The organism is Draconibacterium sp., from assembly GCF_041583095.1.
Classification (GTDB): Bacteria; Bacteroidota; Bacteroidia; order Bacteroidales; family Prolixibacteraceae; genus Draconibacterium.
In genome coordinates this window covers 20,839-37,122 of record NZ_JBFHGM010000017.1, presented here as the reverse complement: position 1 = coordinate 37,122, position 16,284 = coordinate 20,839, and the positions used below count along the sequence as shown (strand labels likewise).

The window sequence follows — 16,284 nt, the reverse complement described above, 5'->3', positions numbered from 1 at the left end:
TCGGTAATTGCTGCCGATGGAATGCTGTATTTTTACGAAGAAAAACAGGGAAATATTGCCCTGGTGCAGCCCGACAGAACCCGGCTAAAAGTGGTAAGTACTTTCCAGATGAAAGACGGGCAGGGGCCACACTGGGCACACCCCTCAATATATAACAAGCATTTATTGGTGCGCCACGGTAATGTGCTAAATATTTACTCACTTAAAGGAGAGTAGTCAAATGACCGACGTACACAATAAAGCTACCCGCTTGTATAATAGGAGCCGCATTAAGGGCAAAAACACTAAGCCTGAATTGAAAATCAGCGGAGCTAAATGTTGGTGCTAAATTTTTCTCTATGTTACTTATAGTCCGTTGACAGGTGATCTTTATTTACGTTGTTTTGTGATTTATGAAACACCGAATTATCATTGAATACCTTTACCGAGATGCTGCCAACTACAAACTTTATGAAGAAGCAGAAATAGATAATCCCGATAATTTATCACTTCAAGAATTTGAGAAGTGGTTTAGAAGTCAGCTTATTGATGATTTGTATTTTGTGCCCGAAGACTTTGGATTAATAAAACCTCAGTTTCCTATCTATAACACGGAGTTGGATCATGATTGGTGCGAATTTATATTGTTAAAGGAATCAAATGAATGAACACAGTCTCTTCAACCAATCTGCTCTTGAATTATTTCTCATCTCAGACCAACCTACCACTTGCCCTAAATGTGGTGTAAGAACTGAAATGTTACAAGGATATTACACCTCCGAAATAGAAGAACAAATAAATATCTGTTTGGCACCGAACTGTAGGTTTGTCTTTCTATTAGTTGAAAGCTAGGTTTTTTAACGAAAATTCTATTAGTTTTATGCTAAGAAATTAATCCGAACATGTCACAACGAAAACCATGGTCAAAAGCTGAATTAATCTTAACATTTAACTTATACCTAAAAATTCCATTTGGTAAATTTCACCATAGCAATTCAGATATAATAAGGTTGGCAAGTTTGATAGACCGAACGCCAAGTGCTGTTTCAATGCGCTTGAGTAACTTTGCCAGTGTCGATCCATATCATCAACAACGTGGAGTAAAAGGATTGACCGGAGGAATAAAACAAGTTCAACCCATTTGGGATGAGTTTCATGAAAACAAAGAGGAACTAGTTTTTGAAAGTGAACGAATATTAGCGAAAATTGAGAATACTACTATTGATGAAAAGTACAAGAAGATTCTTGATGGAACTAATAATCTTAAAGGAGAAACAAAATTACGAGAAGTAAAAACTAGAGTAAATCAAAGAGTTTTTCGTGACATTGTTCTTGCAAATTATCAGGGGAGTTGCGCTGTAACTGGATTTGCTAATCAGGATTTTTTAATTGCGAGTCATATTACTCCATGGGCAAAAGATGTGGAGAATCGATTGAATCCACAAAATGGATTGTTACTAAATAATTTGCATGATAAGGCGTTTGAGAACGGTTACTTAGCGATTGATAAGAATTACAAAATTTTAATTTGTTCTGAATTTAGGAAATCGACAGATGAATTCATTCAACAATATTTTTCTTCTTATCACAATAAAAGCATTAAAAAACCTGAGCGTTTTTTACCAAGCCCATTACTATTAGAAAAACATTTGGATGAACGATTTTTAGGGTAATAACTTCGTTGTCCTGCAAATCCCATAAGAATAAACCACTATGCCCTACTTCCCATCCGAAGAATTATTATTGGTGCTGTCGATGGCAGGGGTAGTAGTGTTGTTCTTACTCTACCAATTCTACAACCGATATACCGGCATAAAAGCGCTGGAACAATTACTTCGGGAATACTATCAGGAACAGGACATTGAGCTGGTAAGTATCTCGAAACTTAAAATGGCGGATAAACTTAAATACGGCGTTCCTATAAATCCGCTTGTCAGTTTTTATTCAACTCCCTTTAAAATCTTCAGCGCCTTGGATGAAACTTATCACCGTATGCTGGAAACCAAAGATGCTTCGGGTAAAGAACACCTTCGATATGTTGAAATTACGTTTACGGGCAAAAAAGGAATGCTTGTAAATGAGTTTGCTACCTGCGAATTTTAATAATGGATCACTCGTAAAATTCGGTGGAGAAGAATATCCATACTTCAATAATCAATAAGCTACAAGCGCGGGAAACATCCTTTTGCCCTATCGGGCCGATTCTACTCTTTGGCTTAGCCCAAAGAGTAGACAGAAAACCCAAGGCTGCGCCCAATTCACTCGGAAAATCTACGCGATGCCAGCTAAAATTCCTGAAACTTCCCGATGCTACGATCGGGACAGGCAGTCGTACCTCCTCAAACATCAGTAATTTTTTAACGCCGACACCACTTGTTTTCCGGTTCACTGGCCGAGGCCAGGCTCCGATGCAGCTGACGTCGCATTACTGGACGGCCTCTTTTGGTCTTTGCCCGAAGTTGAAATAAAACCTTAGTGAGAGCGGGAAGCTCCGAGGGATCGAGGAGATCACCCGTCCGAACTTGGGTTTTATGATAACGGAGGGGAAGGATCAAAAGTAGCCTTGAGCTTTTTGCTTCGTTTTTGTATCAAGACAAAAATGAAGGCCGCCGGCAGGCAGAAAATAACAGAAGATTCACTGTTGTCTCAAAATTGCAATCCACCAGATTTCACAGGTGATCCTTAATAATCTCCATTGCCGGGCTGGCGTAGCATAAAAAAACCTTACCAAATAAATGATAAGGTTTTAAACTGATTAGAGCAGGTGGAAGCCAAGCCCTAAAAAGCAGGGCAAAAGTATTCTTTTCTGTCACAATTCGTCTATACTTTGAAATAAAATTTTAATTCCCTGCTAAGCGCTCTCGTTCAGATCTGCAATCGGTGTTTTGTTTGGCAAGAACAAGAAAGTTGATCGCATCAATTCCGGGCCCTCCGATTTAGAAACACGTTATCTGGTATTGTTTTGATCTTTTCTGTGCCTTAGAAATTTGCATTCAGGGTATACTTACTGTTAATTATCATCATCAATTACTCAGGCGAATTGTTTAAATTAGAGGTGACGAAAAACTGCTTTTATGAAACGAGCATGAATTTTTATTCTTCAAATTCACAAACAAGAAGAATTAAAATTCATCGGGAGTTACATCGAATACAAATGGACTAAACAATTTTAATGAGATGAAAGGAGCATGGTCTAAGGAACACAAAAGGACATAAATAAATTATCATGCGAGTTCCACGGGTATCGACCATCAAATAGTAAAACAGAGATCGTATATGTTAGAAATACAAAATATTAACTTAATTACATTCGAGTGAAAAAACAAAAGGAGATAACACTAAATCCTTTTCAACTAAATGTGTTGCTAAACGAAGAGGAGAAACAGGATTTGCAATTTTTGCTGGAAAATGGTGTGTATTGTGGTAACTGCAAAACCGGTTGCCCCAAAGGAGTGGTGGATTACACTACGAGTCTCGACGATCTGAACGATATCCGCATTGAAGGGCACTGTGCTGCATGCGGGCATAAGGTGGTTCGCATAATGGAGCTGGGCGAGGATCGGTCTTTTTTTGAAAAAGTGATGGAGTTCCGCCAATCGATTCAGAACTAAGCCGTCGGTTCCCGGGGTCGGCACATCTGCCCCGGAAAGAGTAAACGGTTACACTCCGTTCAGTCTTTCATTTCTCCCCAATCCCACCAGGCATAAGCCTTTCAGTAACTTTTAAAACCGGGGGCACATTATCCTGTCTGTCAACAAAAAGCTCCGTCCTGCAACTATTTTTCACGTCCTGCAGTAGTTTTGGTGTTTTCTGCGGCTTTTTTCACGATCCTGCAGCTTATTCGGGCAATCCTGCAGCCTTTTTGCTCGTCCTGCAATAGTTTTTTGTAATCCTGCAGTGCAGGAAGGGGTAAAAGTCGTGCAGGGAGGGGATTAAACAAGCAGGGCGCCCTACAAGCTTGCAGGACGCCCCAAAATGGTGCAGGATGCTATTATTCAGCATCTTCGTCATTGTTGTTTTGCTTACGGTGTAGTTTCCGCCAGTAATCGCTACTATACCCTTTTAAACGTTTCGGATCTTTGCGGAACACATATTTGCCGGCTTCACGAATTTCATCTACCAGCTCTTTCATGTGAATATAGGCCTTGTCGCGAACGATCTTCGATTCGTTTGGATCGGCTTTGTCGCCATTGGCTTCAGCCAGCAGGTTGGCCAAAGTATCGGCCAATGTTGCAGCCTCATTTAATTGTGCAAGATCGAAACTAATGGCTGTCAGTGGCTCGGGATTTTCGCGGCCCAAAACAGCAATGTCGTTCAGATCCTGAATCATATCGGCATGGCCACTACCATCGGCAATGGCGCTTACACGACCTAAAAGCGCATCGTTTTTACGGTAGGCAAAACGCATGGAGGCCAGCAAATCGTATTTGAACTCGTAGGCCAGTGGTGCCTGTATGGCCCATTCTTCCTGGGCTTCCTGTTGCGACCTGAAATCTTTGTTCCAAATGGATTGCGCCTCGCGGCAGGCACCTGCACGAACAGGTAAATCTCCGATTTTGGTTCGGTCAATTCCTACCACAGCCAGTTCTTCGGCATCGTCTAAACTCCAGTGGTAGAGGTTTTCGGCTTCCTGCAACGCAACGTTAACAGGCATGCCGGGATCTTTAACTTCCTCGTTGGGAATAGCCTCAATCTCGGCTAATTTGGCATTGTAGTCTTCAATGTTTGACATTTTTTTCTACTTTTAAAAAGTTGGTAATAATTAATTATTGACTTTGGCCATCTGCAGGCTTTTCGGTTCTCAGGCCGTTTGTGAAAGCCTTGCAGGTGGCCTTTTTCGTATGCACGCCGGCATTCTATAATGGCGTGTACATGCTATTCCTTTAGCACGTGAGCAGATCGGTGTTAAAATTTTTACGGTAATTTCAGAGGGTTCTGGCTTAACCGTGTTTTTTGGTTTTTAACGAGTATAAAATTATGGAAAATACGGTTGGTTGTCAATATGTTATGTAGCAGGTAGAACAATTTCGTCTCCCCCTCGTTTGCAACAGCCTGTCCCGAATTTTTCGGGAAGGGGTTGGGGTTTCGGTCGATTGTATCGACAGGTAGAAATTATGTTATTTACCTGTTACAAACTTTTTAATTGTCGTTACAAACGACAAGATATTTACCCCTCGTTACAAACGAGGGGCAGGGAGGGAAAGGAATGGAGATTTTTGCCTGGTGTATAATGCCTAATCATGTACATTTAATTTTCAGAAGTTCGGGCAGTCAAAAGCCGGAATTGCTTCTTGGTGATTTTAAACGATTTACCAGTAACGCAGTTGTTAAGGCCTTGCTACCGCGCGAATCCTTTCGCGTGGTCTGGTAAATCTATAGAAAAGTGTTAATTTTAAACATGTTCTAAAAACCAATCCACAATGAGCCGCAATTACAAATTCTCTAATCCTGATGGTGTATACTTTGTTTCTTTCGCTGTTGTTTACTGGCTGGATGTATTTACAAGGAATGAGTACAAAAACATTTTGCTAGAGAGTTTACATTATTGTCAGCAAGAGAAAGGAATGGAGATTTTTGCCTGGTGTATAATGCCTAATCATGTACATTTAATTTTCAGAAGTTCGGGCAGTCAAAAGCCGGAATTGCTTCTTGGTGATTTTAAACGATTTACCAGTAACGCAGTTGTTAAGGCGATAAAAAACAATCCTCAGGAGAGTCGAAAAGAATTGCTGCTTAAACAATTTCAAAAAGCAGCGAATGAATCGTTAAATGTTAAACGGTATCAGTTTTGGAGGCACGACAATAAGCCAATCGAATTATGGAGCAATAAGGTAATCGATGAAAAAATAGAATATGTTCATCAAAATCCTGTAGAAGAAGGATATGTTACCAGGGCGGAAGATTATTTGTATAGCAGTGCTGCTGATTATGCTGGAGAGAAAGGACTGTTAGATGCTGTTATTGTAGTAAAGTAGTTATCAACCACGCGAAAGGATTCGCGCGGTAGCGGAGATTCGCGCGGTAGCGACGGAAGATTATTTGTATAGCAGTGCTGCTGATTATGCGGGAGAGAAAGGACTGTTAGATGCTGTTATTGTAGTAAAGTAGTTATCAACCACGCGAAAGGATTCGCGCGGTAGCGGAGTAGTAGAATAGTAACCACGCGAAAGGATTCGCGCGGTAGCGGAGATTCGCGCGGTAGCGGAGCCCAGCGTTACCAGCGTGGGGAAGGATTTATTCCGACAGGAATTGAATGGCCTCTTTTACCGTCATCTTTTCGTTGATGTTTGCCGCCTTTGCCAGCTGGTTGCAAACCGTTATTATGCCGTTGTCCAGAACGTCCTGTCCGTTGAAGATCTCTGCACTCATGCAGTCGACCGTGCAGGCAGGGATTCCTGCCTCGCTCAGCGATTCGAGGCTTTTTATGCCTGCATTGTTTTTACCGATTCCGGCATCGTTAAAAAACACGGCTTTTACGTGGTATTTTTGTGCATAAGCACCTGCGCTCACTCCTCCGTGCGATCCACATACCACGATATCTCCTGCATTGCTTTTGTTTAAAAAAGTTATGCTGTCAGTTACGGTAACAGTTGTTCCGGCAATTGGTGTTTGCTTTTGTTTTTTGAGGTCTCCCGCAGTGCTCTTTTCCTGTACATTGTTCTCTGCAGCGGATTCATCGTTCTTACTTTTTGTTTCGAATGAAAGCGCCTTTGCAATATGACTTATTTTGGCAATGGCCTCTTTCACCGAATCACCTGCTTTTATTCCGGCAGCTTCCGCTTTCGGGCCGGTGTGACTTATAATTCCGCTTTCCCAGGTATCTTGTGAAATACCAATCTCGGCGCTGTAATTATCTACGGCACAAGCCAGAATATTCGCTGCATCGTAATGGGTGATACCTCTGATTCCTGCCTGATTTTTGCCAACACCTGCATTGTTGAGAAAAGCAACATTTACGCCGCAGTTTTTTATGTGTGCGGCCAAATCGCTACTGCCTCCGCAATGCGATCCACAAACAAGAATGGGGTGGATATTATCGGATTGTAAATCCCCTAAACTGTCGAGCAGTACTACACCTTCAGGCAATTCCATAACAGAACAATTTCGACTTAACAACGAATGGCTACACATTCTTCAGCAACCAGTTCTTCCCGGGCAATTTGGCTTCCCATCTCGTAGGCCTTTATGTTGCCTTCAACAAACTTTGCAGGAACGTTTTCCCGAACGATCTGAATCATTTCGTCGTGCGGATAGTTTCTCAACTCGGCATAGTAGCCCAACATCACCACATTCATCATTTTGTTGATATCGAAATCCAGGTTTTTATGCGCATTCGGTTCGATGATAAATTTCGTATTCTCCGACCGTTTTATCATCTCGGTTTTACACTCAGGCAAATCTTTTTGCAGCCGGGCATTAACGCTGGTTGAAGTAAGCTCGTAGGTGCTGGTCAGTAGCACACCGTCTTCTTTTAGCGCATGCAAATGCCGCAGTGTTTCCGTTTGCTCAAAAGATATAACGTAATCAACATCTCCTGCTTTAATAAACGGCGATAACACGGGTTTGGCGGAATAACGGAAATGGCTCTCGACACCTCCACCACGCTGGCCCAAACCAATCACGTCTGAGATTTTCACGTGGTATCCCCGTTTCAGATAAAACTTACTTAAAAGATTGCTAAAAAGGAGAATTCCTTGTCCTCCAACACCGGCAATGATGATATTCTTTCCTGAGTCTTGCATATCTAATTTTTTATTGCTTCAAATTGGCAGGCCGTAGAACACAATCCGCAACCTGTACAAATATCTTCGTTGATCACTATTTCTGTCGATCCGTTATTTCCTTTACTTTCAATGGCCAAACAACCAACTCCCACACATTTGCGGCATTTTGTACACGCATCCTGATCGATGTAATACGGCTTTTCTTTAGGCAGTTTGAATTTTGTAACACAAGGTTTTTTCACAATCACCACCGAATTGGTTTTAGAATTTACCGCTTTCAGTATTGAGGCTTCAAGATTTTCAAATTCGTAGGCGTCAACAGTTACAACGTCTTTTACGCCGATAGCTTCGCATACTTTGGCAATATCCAGTTTGTTCTCCGGTTTGTAATTGAACCCAAATTCGCTGGATGCCACATTTTGTCCGCCGGTCATCGCCAGGCAGCTGTTGTCTACAATAATCACTGTCGATTGACTATTGTTGAATATCAGGTTCATCAGCCCGTTTACTCCGGTTGCCCAGAAGCCACCATCACCAATCATGGCCACAAAATTTTCGGTATTGTTTTTTGCCACGTTGTAACCGTGCGCCAAAGCAATACTCGATCCCATACATTTTTGCAGGGAATACGATTCCATATGCGGGAAACAACCAATAAGACCACAGGTAACATCGGCCGCCGCCTTTATTTTATGTTTCTTTAATACGCGCGAAATAAAAAGGTGCGAACAACCGGCACAACTCACCGGCAACCTAAAAGGTACGCCTTCCTGGGGTGTTCTCTTTGGTGCATCAGGCACCAGTTTTTCTTCGATAACATCGGGAGTAAAACGCATCATCTCCGGAAATTTTGGCCACAGTTCTTTCCCGATAACCGAAATGCCCAGATCCTTGATATTCTTCTCCATAATATCGTGGCCATCTTCAATCACATAAAGTTTGTCTACGTGTTCGGCCAGTTGTTTTATCTGCTTTGCCGGTAGCGGTGTAACAAGCCCAAGTTTAAGCACAGAGGCTTCGGGCAAAACTTCTTTTACGTAATAGTAAGGAGTACCGGCAGTTATTATCCCGATTTTTTTGTCGTTCAGCTCCAGCCTGTTTATTTCGAAATCGTTGCTGTCTTCAGCCAAACGGTTCATATGCGCAGGAAAGTCGTTAAAGCACTTGGTCAGTTTTGGATGCTCCGAACCCTTTGCTTTGGTCATAATGGTAGTCATTATCACCTTACTGAAACTGATGGGATATTTGTTTCTGAATTTTTCTTCGTAGGTATAGTCCGGATCAATTTTTACGCCGCTGCTGGTTTTGCAAATTACAGAAGTGATTTTAAAGATCACCGGAGTGCTGTATTCTTCACTTATCTCGAAGGCCTTTATCATAAGGTCTTTGGCTTCCTGGCTATCGCTTGGCTCCAATACCGGAATGTTAAACATATTCCCGTAATGACGGCAATCGTTGTAATCGTCGCCAGCAATACGGCCCACATCATCGCCAACCACCAATACTAATCCGCCGTTGATTTGACTACCGGCAGCTCCGCCCAATGCATCAGCAGCCACGTGTAAACCTACGGTCTTCATTATTGCCATACTCCGGTAACCTGCAAAAGAAGCACCAATGGCAACCTCCAAAGCTACTTTTTCATTTGTCGACCATTCGCAATAAATCTCCGGGTGTTTCAGATGTGTATAATCCATTACCTCTGTAGAAGGTGTTCCCGGGAATCCGGAAGCAATTTTTACACCTGCTTCAAAAGCACCTCTGGCAACTGCCTCGTTACCATTCATCATTTGCATTGTTGCAAGCTCAACTCCAATGTCCATAGTTCAAAAGTGATTCCTCTCAGTAACGAGAATATATTTATAGATTTTTAGTAAATGCGGGCAAAAATATATTAATTATAGATTTATTAAAACTTTTACTATCAAATTGATATGGATGATCTGTATTTTGCAATAAATGTTGCACGAGAGCAACCCTGCTAACGCGCAAATCCTTTCGCAGTGGTATACTGGCTGGATGTATTTACAAGGAATGAGTACAAAAACATTTTACCTCACACTGTACGTTATTGTCAGCAGGAGAAAATGGCGTGTTGAATGATGTTATTGTAGTAAAATAGTAAGCACCCAAACCCTTTCGCGTGGTTCTGACAGTTATTTTAGTTTCCCCCACAAACGCCCCGCTTTACGAAAAAGCTTTTTGGTGGCGTCTTCCATTTTTTTATCGGCTTTGCGGTAGGCTTCGCTCTGGTAGATCTTTTCAGCCGCTTCGTCTATTTTGGCCTCTGTCTTTTCAATCCAGTTGGGGTCTTTCTTTTCTTCCGGTTTGTTTTCCTGTTCTGTTGGCTTCTTCTTTTCTTCCATGTTTTACGGCTTTCAGTGTTACCTTCAAATGTAAGGAATTAATGTGGCAAATGAAGTTTAATGTTCAGATTGCGTAACCAGAATGATTTGAAAATCAATGAATCCGGGGTTGTATGAAATTTCAATATGATAAGAATATTTTCGTTTTGATAATTTAATCGATATCGCTTATGTGCTTAAGTCCCTGTTAGAGTGAGCTTTATTTCTTCTACCTGAGTTGGCATCATGCTTGTTTTTGCGATTACCATAAAAACATTTTGACGATCCATAGCATATAATTCTTTACAACAAAATGGATTAGAAAGAGGCGTACCTTGTATGCCTCTTTTTTGTTGGAAGTTGTGACCAGATGACGGAGACCGAAAAAATCTTGTTACCGCTGGGGCCTTGTGTGGTTAAAAAGTAAATTGCTTCTTCTGATGCTTGAAGCAATCCGGGCTCATCGGTGGCAAAACTTATACCCAGATTCCTTTTTTGGGCGGATTGCCGTATGAATCGAAATCATCGCCGTTTTCGCGTAAAGCAGCTTTCAGGTCGTCAACCGAAAACTCAAATCCATCTTCAGCGGCCATTTTACAAAATTCCTCCATCGAGAAGCAGTTGTCGTACTTAATACGAAACTGGCGGTCGTCGGCACCTTTATCCAGAAACTCAAAAACTCTTTCCTTTGACATGCTTATTCAATTAATTGATTAATAAAATGAAATTATAACAATGGTTTTATTTGATAATTATCGTAAAAAATCACAATACGATATCATAATGTAAACAGTGTGATAGTTTGAGTTAACAATTTGATATTGTTGCCGGGGTTTACTTACCTTCCTGTCAGTCCCGTAGTAACGAAATCCCAGTAGAAATAAATTAATCAGAAAACAAAAGTGCCTTAGGTACGAAACAATTAATTGACATTTTGTAATTTTAAATGCATAAAACACAAATGTTATGGCAAACACATACACCCAAATCCATGTTCAGGCCGTCTTTTCAGTTCAAAACCGATTGTGTGTTATTCGTCCCCAATGGGAAACCGATTTGTATCGATACATAACTGGGATTATCCAAAACAACGGCCATAAATTGTTGGCCATAAATGGAATGTCCGATCACCTCCATATCTTTTTTGGATTGAGACCCAACCAGACTCTTTCGTCACTGGTGCAGGATGTAAAAGCCAATTCTTCAAAATGGATCAATCAAAATAATTTTGTTTCGGGGAGATTTTCTTGGCAGGAAGGATTTGGTGCTTTTTCGTATAGAAGATCGCAAATTAGCCAGGTAGTTGATTATATCGAAAATCAAAAAGAGCATCATAAAACAAAATCGTTTACCGAAGAATACATAAAGTTTCTAGAGGATTTTGATATTCCTTTTGATGAGCGGTATATTTTTAGGCCGGTATAACCCTGGTTTTGTTTCGTACCTACGGCACTTCTACAGCAGATGTTTGCTGCTTTTACCGACTTTTCGTCCCTACGGGACTGCCTGGAATGTGTAATATATTTTTAGCAATATTTCGTAACTACAATGCTATTCTTGAGGAACAATATCAAGAATAGGATAACAATATAAAAGTCCCGGAGGGACGAAATCCCGGTAGCATCGTAGATGTGAAATATAAGTAGTGCCGTAGGTACGAAACAAATCACAGACCCATAGGGACGGAATATAGGTATCATCCAGAATGTGTGAATGAGTTTATATCAACCATAAACACCTAAAAGATCTTTGTATACGATCGTTTAAAATGATAACCGTATACGGCATAGGTTATGGCCATTGGAAACATGTCGCGGCGATGAATCAAACTCCAGAAAAACAGTTTCCAGTAGTATTTCCGGTCGCGGTCGAGAATACCAATAATAAAAACCGACCTAAAGAATGCTTTTAATTTGGTAGCATTCATTTTGTTTTTGGATTTTACCTTTGGCTCGAAGTCTTTCAGGAAGTTTTTTACCCGCTCGTAAAATGCTTTGCCACTGTATATGCCCCGAATAACCTGGTTAAATCCATTCCGGAGCTTTTCGCTGTCCATTTTCGGTATAAAATTCATGGCATTGCTGGTATTATCGCCATCCCAGTCATCAAGAATCCGCCCTTCGGATAGTAGTCTTTTATAGAGTTGAGATTTGGTTGGGGCGTTCAGCAAACCAACCATTGCCGAAATGATTCCGCTTTCCTGGATAAACTGTATTTGTCGCTGGAAAATATTGGGTGTATCGCTGTCGAAACCAATAATAAAACCACCCAATACTTCCATGCCGGCTTTTTGAACCTTTTTTACACTGTCGATGAGGTTTCGGTTTTTGTTTTGCACTTTGTTGCATTCGTTCAGCGATAGTTCCTCGGGCGTTTCTATGCCAATAAAAACACTCAGGAAACCGGCCCGTGTCATTAAGTTCATTAACTCTTCGTCGTCCGACAGGTTTATCGATGCTTCGGTGGTAAAATGAAAGGGATAATTGTGTTGCTCCATCCAGGTAATGATGGCCGGAAGCAGTTTTGTTTTTATGCGCTTTTTATTCCCGATAAAATTGTCGTCAACAAAAAATACCGACCCACGGAAGTTTTGATCGTAAATGTTTTGTAATTCGGTAATAATCTGATCAGTTGATTTTAGCCGGCACTGGTGACCCAGTAATGCTGTAATGTCGCAAAATTCGCAGTTAAACGGACATCCGCGCGAAAACTGGATCGATTGTGATGTGTATTTATTCAGCTTAACCAGCGAATAATCGGGTACCGGCGAATTCTTCATAGTGGCAAACTGTTCGGTTTGGTAAAGGTGTTTCGGATAGCCGTTTTCCAGGTCTTTAAGGAAATGAGGCAAGGTAATTTCTGCTTCGTTTAAAACCAAATGATCGACATTGCCGAACTTCTTATAATCGGCAGTAAAAAGCGGCCCGCCGGCAACAACCGGAATATTGAGGTGATTGCAACGAGCTATTACCGTAATTGCCGATAGAATCTGGGTGTTCATCGCACTGAGAAAAACATAATCGGCCCAGACCAGGTCTGATGAATGTAGTTTTTCAATATTCATGTCAACCAGTTTTGTTTCCCAATGGTCGGGTAACAACGAAGCCACAGTAATTAACCCCAGTGGCGGGTAGGCGGCTTTTTTGGAAACAAATTTCAGGGCATATTTAAAACTCCAAAATGTATCGGGGTATTCCGGGTATACCAGTAATATTTTCATCGTCGACTGTTTTTTTTGATTGCGTAATTGTAAAGTTCGGAACGATGATCCGGAATAAAAAGTAAATGGGATTAGAGGCCGGGAATAGTGACCGATAAAGGAATTTAGGGAAAACTGTCGTTTATGAGGGGCGAACGGCAGTTTTCCCTAACCCGTGTCTATTTAAGGAGTGTCGTGGTGTTGGAAGGGCTATTTTTGTTTGTTGTCTTATTTTTAACGCCTTGAAGATGGTGAACTTTTACATCGTTATCCGGCCACAAAATTCAGCCACGAGGTGTTCTCGTCGTAGCCATCAACCACTTTTTCTTCGTTTTTAAAGTTAAAGGCCGACATCAATTTGGTGATCTCCTGTTGCAGGAATGCCACACTGCCATCGATCAGCTCTTTGTTAAAACCTTTCTCCGAGAGGTCTAAAACCTGGTTCAGCGAAATTACGCGGCCAATGATCTTGCCCATCTCAACAAGCTTACGCTGCGGTATCTGCAGGTCAAGATTAAAGTCGACCTGGCCTTTTACAAAATGCACTGCCTTGTCGGTCAGGTCGTAACCTTTCAAAAACTGAAACAGGTTACGCTCTTTGGCGCGTTTCATCATTTTTACCAGGCCCTCCGAAATTTGTGCGTAAAGAATATCATTCGATCCTTCAAAGATCTGGAACGGACGGCTGTCGGCAGTTCCTCGTCCGGCAATATGATTAAGTTTATACGCCTTGGCACCCACCAGCTGAACCACCGATTGGGCAGCTTCCTGCATTAAATCGGTAATTACACTTTTTACGGCGTTGGCTTCCATTCCCTGCGATGACAGGTCGACATCCAGCCCCGCTTTTTCGCTGCTGTTGGCACACATAGCCGAGCAAATGGTATACGAGGCCTGCAGTTTCGACAATCGATGTTGCACGCGGTCGTAGTTAAACAGGCTTTTTCCGCCCACCATTCGTTCTTTGCAGTGTGTTAATGCCTCGTCGAGCATACGCTGAATAAAGCCCATGCCCATTCCGGGGAACTGCATACGGCTGCGGTGTAACAAGTCGAGCATCATTTTAACACCGGTTGTTTCGGGCACCAGTTTATGGGTTTGCGGCAGCTGCACATCAATACGGTTGCGTCCGTAGGGGATGGCATACAAACCCAGGTTCTCGAAAAACTCTTCCACCACAATATTTTGTCCGGGAGCGGTTACATCGCACAAAAAGAAGTCGATGTCGCGCTGCAGTTTCTCCGATTTTGACTGCTGACGTGCCGAAAGCAACCAAAAGTCGGCCCAACCACTTAATCCTGCCCAGTGTTTTTTTCCTTTCAGGTGGTATTTCGATCCCGATTCGGTGTACGATGTTTGCATATTCAAAGCATCACTGCCATAGTCCGGTTCGGTAATCATTAATCCACCCATGGCTTTATCGTTTAAAAAGCGATTAAAAACGTTTGCTTTTACCTCATCTTGTCCAAATTTTCCAAAAGGTTGCAGAAACAAAGCCGAGTTAATACCAAAGGTTAGCGACAATGCCAGCGATTCGTACGAGGCTGCGGCCAGCAAACCGATGTTTTCCTTCATTACTCCACCGCGTCCGCCATATTGTGTTGGAATACCCACCGACAGTGGATTTACCGACATAATTTCACGCATTACAAACGGTGGAAGTCCGCGTTTTAAACTCAGTTGATCGATATCGGCCCGTACATGAAAAACCTGTTTCATTTTCTCTTTCAGGTTTTCCAGAAATTCTGAAAACGGGATAGATGAGGTTTGATTTTTATTGGAAACCGGTGTTGCTCCGGTTGTAGCTACTTGCATAAATTCAATTTATAATGATAGTGGCTTTTTAGCGCCACCGGATTTACTTAAACGAAATCGGCACCATATTGTTCTGAGCAAAAACATTCTTTGCTGAATTAGGCATGAAATTTTTGAAAGTCGAACGAGTCCAAACGGCGGACTCTATTGCTTATCTTACTGTTTTTTCGTAACTTTTTGTTCCTGTTTTGCATGGACGAAAATGTTGACACTTTAGCACACAAATACAAAAACGACATTCGTGTCACGCCCCGATTGTTTTGTTGATGAGAGCTGAAAACCTAAGGCTGGTTGCAGTAGCAAAACAATTTTCAAAAGCCGGCGATCCCTTTTCTATAATTATCCTGATCCATTATTTACCAAAATTCAATACATGAGCTGACTGTATCCGAATCATTCTCTTAGGGGGGCTGATCGGTGTTTCGGGATCAAAAAGGAAGACAAAACAACTGGTTACCTGTCTGTTCGTTCATGCCAATTCTTAAAATAAAAAAACCATGAAAAATAGAATTCTGCTTGTTATTGTGACAATGCTTTTTGCTTGTACTACTACCCACCACGAGGGCTTAGAGGGTACCTGGAAATTGGTTGAATATGAAAGTATCGTAGACGGAAAAGCAACCTGGACCATCCCCGGAAATGCGGAAGGTGTACAACTAAAAAGCTGGTCAGGCGAGCATTTTATGTTTGTGGGTGAATTTATTTCAAACGGCACTACCAGTGCTAATTATGGAAATGGTACATACACCATCAACGGAAATCATTATACGGAACATATTACCATTCATGTTTCGGAGGATTATGTGGGTGCCGACGAACGATTACTGATTGAATTTAAGGGCGATACACTGATACAGATTAACCCGGTAAACGTTGACTGGAGCTACGATAAAAACAATTACCGCATGGAGAAATATGTACGGGTGAAATAATTTTGAGGATATCCTGTTAATTCATCCGCAGCGTTCGTTGAGCATGATACAATAATTCGCATAACAAACTTTTAATGACGATACTGCGGATTTAAAAGGCTTCGGGTGGTGTGAAGTCGCCCGGAGCCTTTGTTTTGCTCCTGATGTTAATTTCAACAAGAGTGGTGAAACGGTTACTTAATCAGCGATTTAAACAAAATTCCTGCCTGTGGTAATGAGGGGGGTGAACTTGTCTTAAAGGTATGATTTGTCTCCACCCAAAGTAACTAACAAGCCAAAAACATGAATAT

Annotated in this window: 17 protein-coding genes; 9 read left to right on the top strand and 8 right to left on the bottom strand. The window is 41.7% G+C overall.

What is annotated here, in order from left to right; all coding sequences use genetic code 11:
* The 5 genes from ABZB17_RS03065 to ABZB17_RS03045 all read left to right on the top strand — a co-directional run.
* Positions 1–216 (top strand): hypothetical protein (locus ABZB17_RS03065; RefSeq protein ID WP_372648046.1); only part of this gene is annotated, 216 nt, incomplete at its 5' end.
* Positions 217–392: 176 nt separating this feature from the next.
* Positions 393–647: a hypothetical protein gene (locus ABZB17_RS03060; protein WP_372648045.1), complete on the top strand. Its 255-nt coding sequence runs from the start codon at positions 393–395 to the stop codon at positions 645–647.
* A gap of 234 nt (positions 648–881) precedes the next feature.
* Entirely contained in the window at positions 882–1,652 is a 771-nt protein-coding gene (locus tag ABZB17_RS03055) for an HNH endonuclease (RefSeq protein ID WP_372648044.1), read from the top strand.
* Positions 1,653–1,692: 40 nt separating this feature from the next.
* Complete coding sequence (locus ABZB17_RS03050; RefSeq protein WP_372648043.1) at positions 1,693–2,082, top strand: hypothetical protein; 390 nt, start codon at positions 1,693–1,695, stop codon at positions 2,080–2,082.
* 1,211 nt (positions 2,083–3,293) lie between these two features.
* Complete coding sequence (locus ABZB17_RS03045) at positions 3,294–3,590, top strand: hypothetical protein (RefSeq protein ID WP_372648042.1); 297 nt, start codon at positions 3,294–3,296, stop codon at positions 3,588–3,590.
* Between the two features lie 380 nt (positions 3,591–3,970).
* Here ABZB17_RS03045 and ABZB17_RS03040 read toward each other — a convergent pair whose 3' ends face one another.
* Positions 3,971–4,711 carry a hypothetical protein gene (locus tag ABZB17_RS03040; protein ID WP_372648041.1) on the bottom strand — a complete coding sequence of 247 codons (741 nt, stop codon included), beginning with the start codon at positions 4,709–4,711 and terminating at the stop codon, positions 3,971–3,973.
* Positions 4,712–5,122: 411 nt separating this feature from the next.
* Between ABZB17_RS03040 and ABZB17_RS03035 the strand changes: the two genes are divergently transcribed.
* Complete coding sequence (locus ABZB17_RS03035; RefSeq protein WP_372648040.1) at positions 5,123–5,350, top strand: transposase; 228 nt, start codon at positions 5,123–5,125, stop codon at positions 5,348–5,350.
* A 49-nt stretch (positions 5,351–5,399) separates the two neighbouring features.
* Positions 5,400–5,954, top strand: coding sequence for a transposase (locus ABZB17_RS03030; RefSeq protein WP_372648039.1), 555 nt, complete (start codon positions 5,400–5,402; stop codon positions 5,952–5,954).
* A 259-nt stretch (positions 5,955–6,213) separates the two neighbouring features.
* Here the strand turns inward: ABZB17_RS03030 and ABZB17_RS03025 are convergent, their stop codons facing one another.
* From ABZB17_RS03025 to ABZB17_RS03005, 5 genes are all read right to left on the bottom strand, one after another.
* Positions 6,214–7,071 (bottom strand): hypothetical protein, encoded by an 858-nt coding sequence (locus ABZB17_RS03025; RefSeq protein WP_372648038.1) that lies wholly within the window; start codon positions 7,069–7,071, stop codon positions 6,214–6,216.
* A gap of 17 nt (positions 7,072–7,088) precedes the next feature.
* Complete coding sequence (locus ABZB17_RS03020) at positions 7,089–7,721, bottom strand: 2-oxoacid:acceptor oxidoreductase family protein (protein ID WP_372648037.1); 633 nt, start codon at positions 7,719–7,721, stop codon at positions 7,089–7,091.
* Positions 7,722–7,723: 2 nt separating this feature from the next.
* Positions 7,724–9,526 (bottom strand): thiamine pyrophosphate-dependent enzyme, encoded by a 1,803-nt coding sequence (locus tag ABZB17_RS03015; RefSeq protein WP_372648036.1) that lies wholly within the window; start codon positions 9,524–9,526, stop codon positions 7,724–7,726.
* A gap of 333 nt (positions 9,527–9,859) precedes the next feature.
* On the bottom strand, positions 9,860–10,069 hold the full coding sequence (locus ABZB17_RS03010; RefSeq protein ID WP_372648035.1) for a hypothetical protein: 210 nt from the start codon (positions 10,067–10,069) through the stop codon (positions 9,860–9,862).
* Between the two features lie 455 nt (positions 10,070–10,524).
* Complete coding sequence (locus tag ABZB17_RS03005; protein ID WP_045025805.1) at positions 10,525–10,743, bottom strand: Nif11-like leader peptide family natural product precursor; 219 nt, start codon at positions 10,741–10,743, stop codon at positions 10,525–10,527.
* A 271-nt stretch (positions 10,744–11,014) separates the two neighbouring features.
* Here ABZB17_RS03005 and tnpA point away from each other — a divergent pair, with 271 nt between their 5' ends.
* Positions 11,015–11,473 carry an IS200/IS605 family transposase gene (gene tnpA / locus ABZB17_RS03000; protein ID WP_372648034.1) on the top strand — a complete coding sequence of 153 codons (459 nt, stop codon included), beginning with the start codon at positions 11,015–11,017 and terminating at the stop codon, positions 11,471–11,473.
* 313 nt (positions 11,474–11,786) lie between these two features.
* Here tnpA and ABZB17_RS02995 read toward each other — a convergent pair whose 3' ends face one another.
* Both ABZB17_RS02995 and ABZB17_RS02990 read right to left on the bottom strand, forming a co-directional pair.
* Complete coding sequence (locus ABZB17_RS02995) at positions 11,787–13,268, bottom strand: B12-binding domain-containing radical SAM protein (RefSeq protein WP_372648033.1); 1,482 nt, start codon at positions 13,266–13,268, stop codon at positions 11,787–11,789.
* Between the two features lie 246 nt (positions 13,269–13,514).
* A complete protein-coding gene (locus ABZB17_RS02990; protein WP_372648032.1) occupies positions 13,515–15,062 on the bottom strand; it encodes an acyl-CoA dehydrogenase family protein in 1,548 nt (515 codons plus the stop codon).
* 497 nt (positions 15,063–15,559) lie between these two features.
* Between ABZB17_RS02990 and ABZB17_RS02985 the strand changes: the two genes are divergently transcribed.
* The gene (locus ABZB17_RS02985; protein ID WP_372648031.1) at positions 15,560–15,994 is read left to right on the top strand and encodes a lipocalin family protein; all 435 of its coding nucleotides are present in this window, start codon (positions 15,560–15,562) and stop codon (positions 15,992–15,994) included.
* Positions 15,995–16,284: the final 290 nt, after the last annotated feature.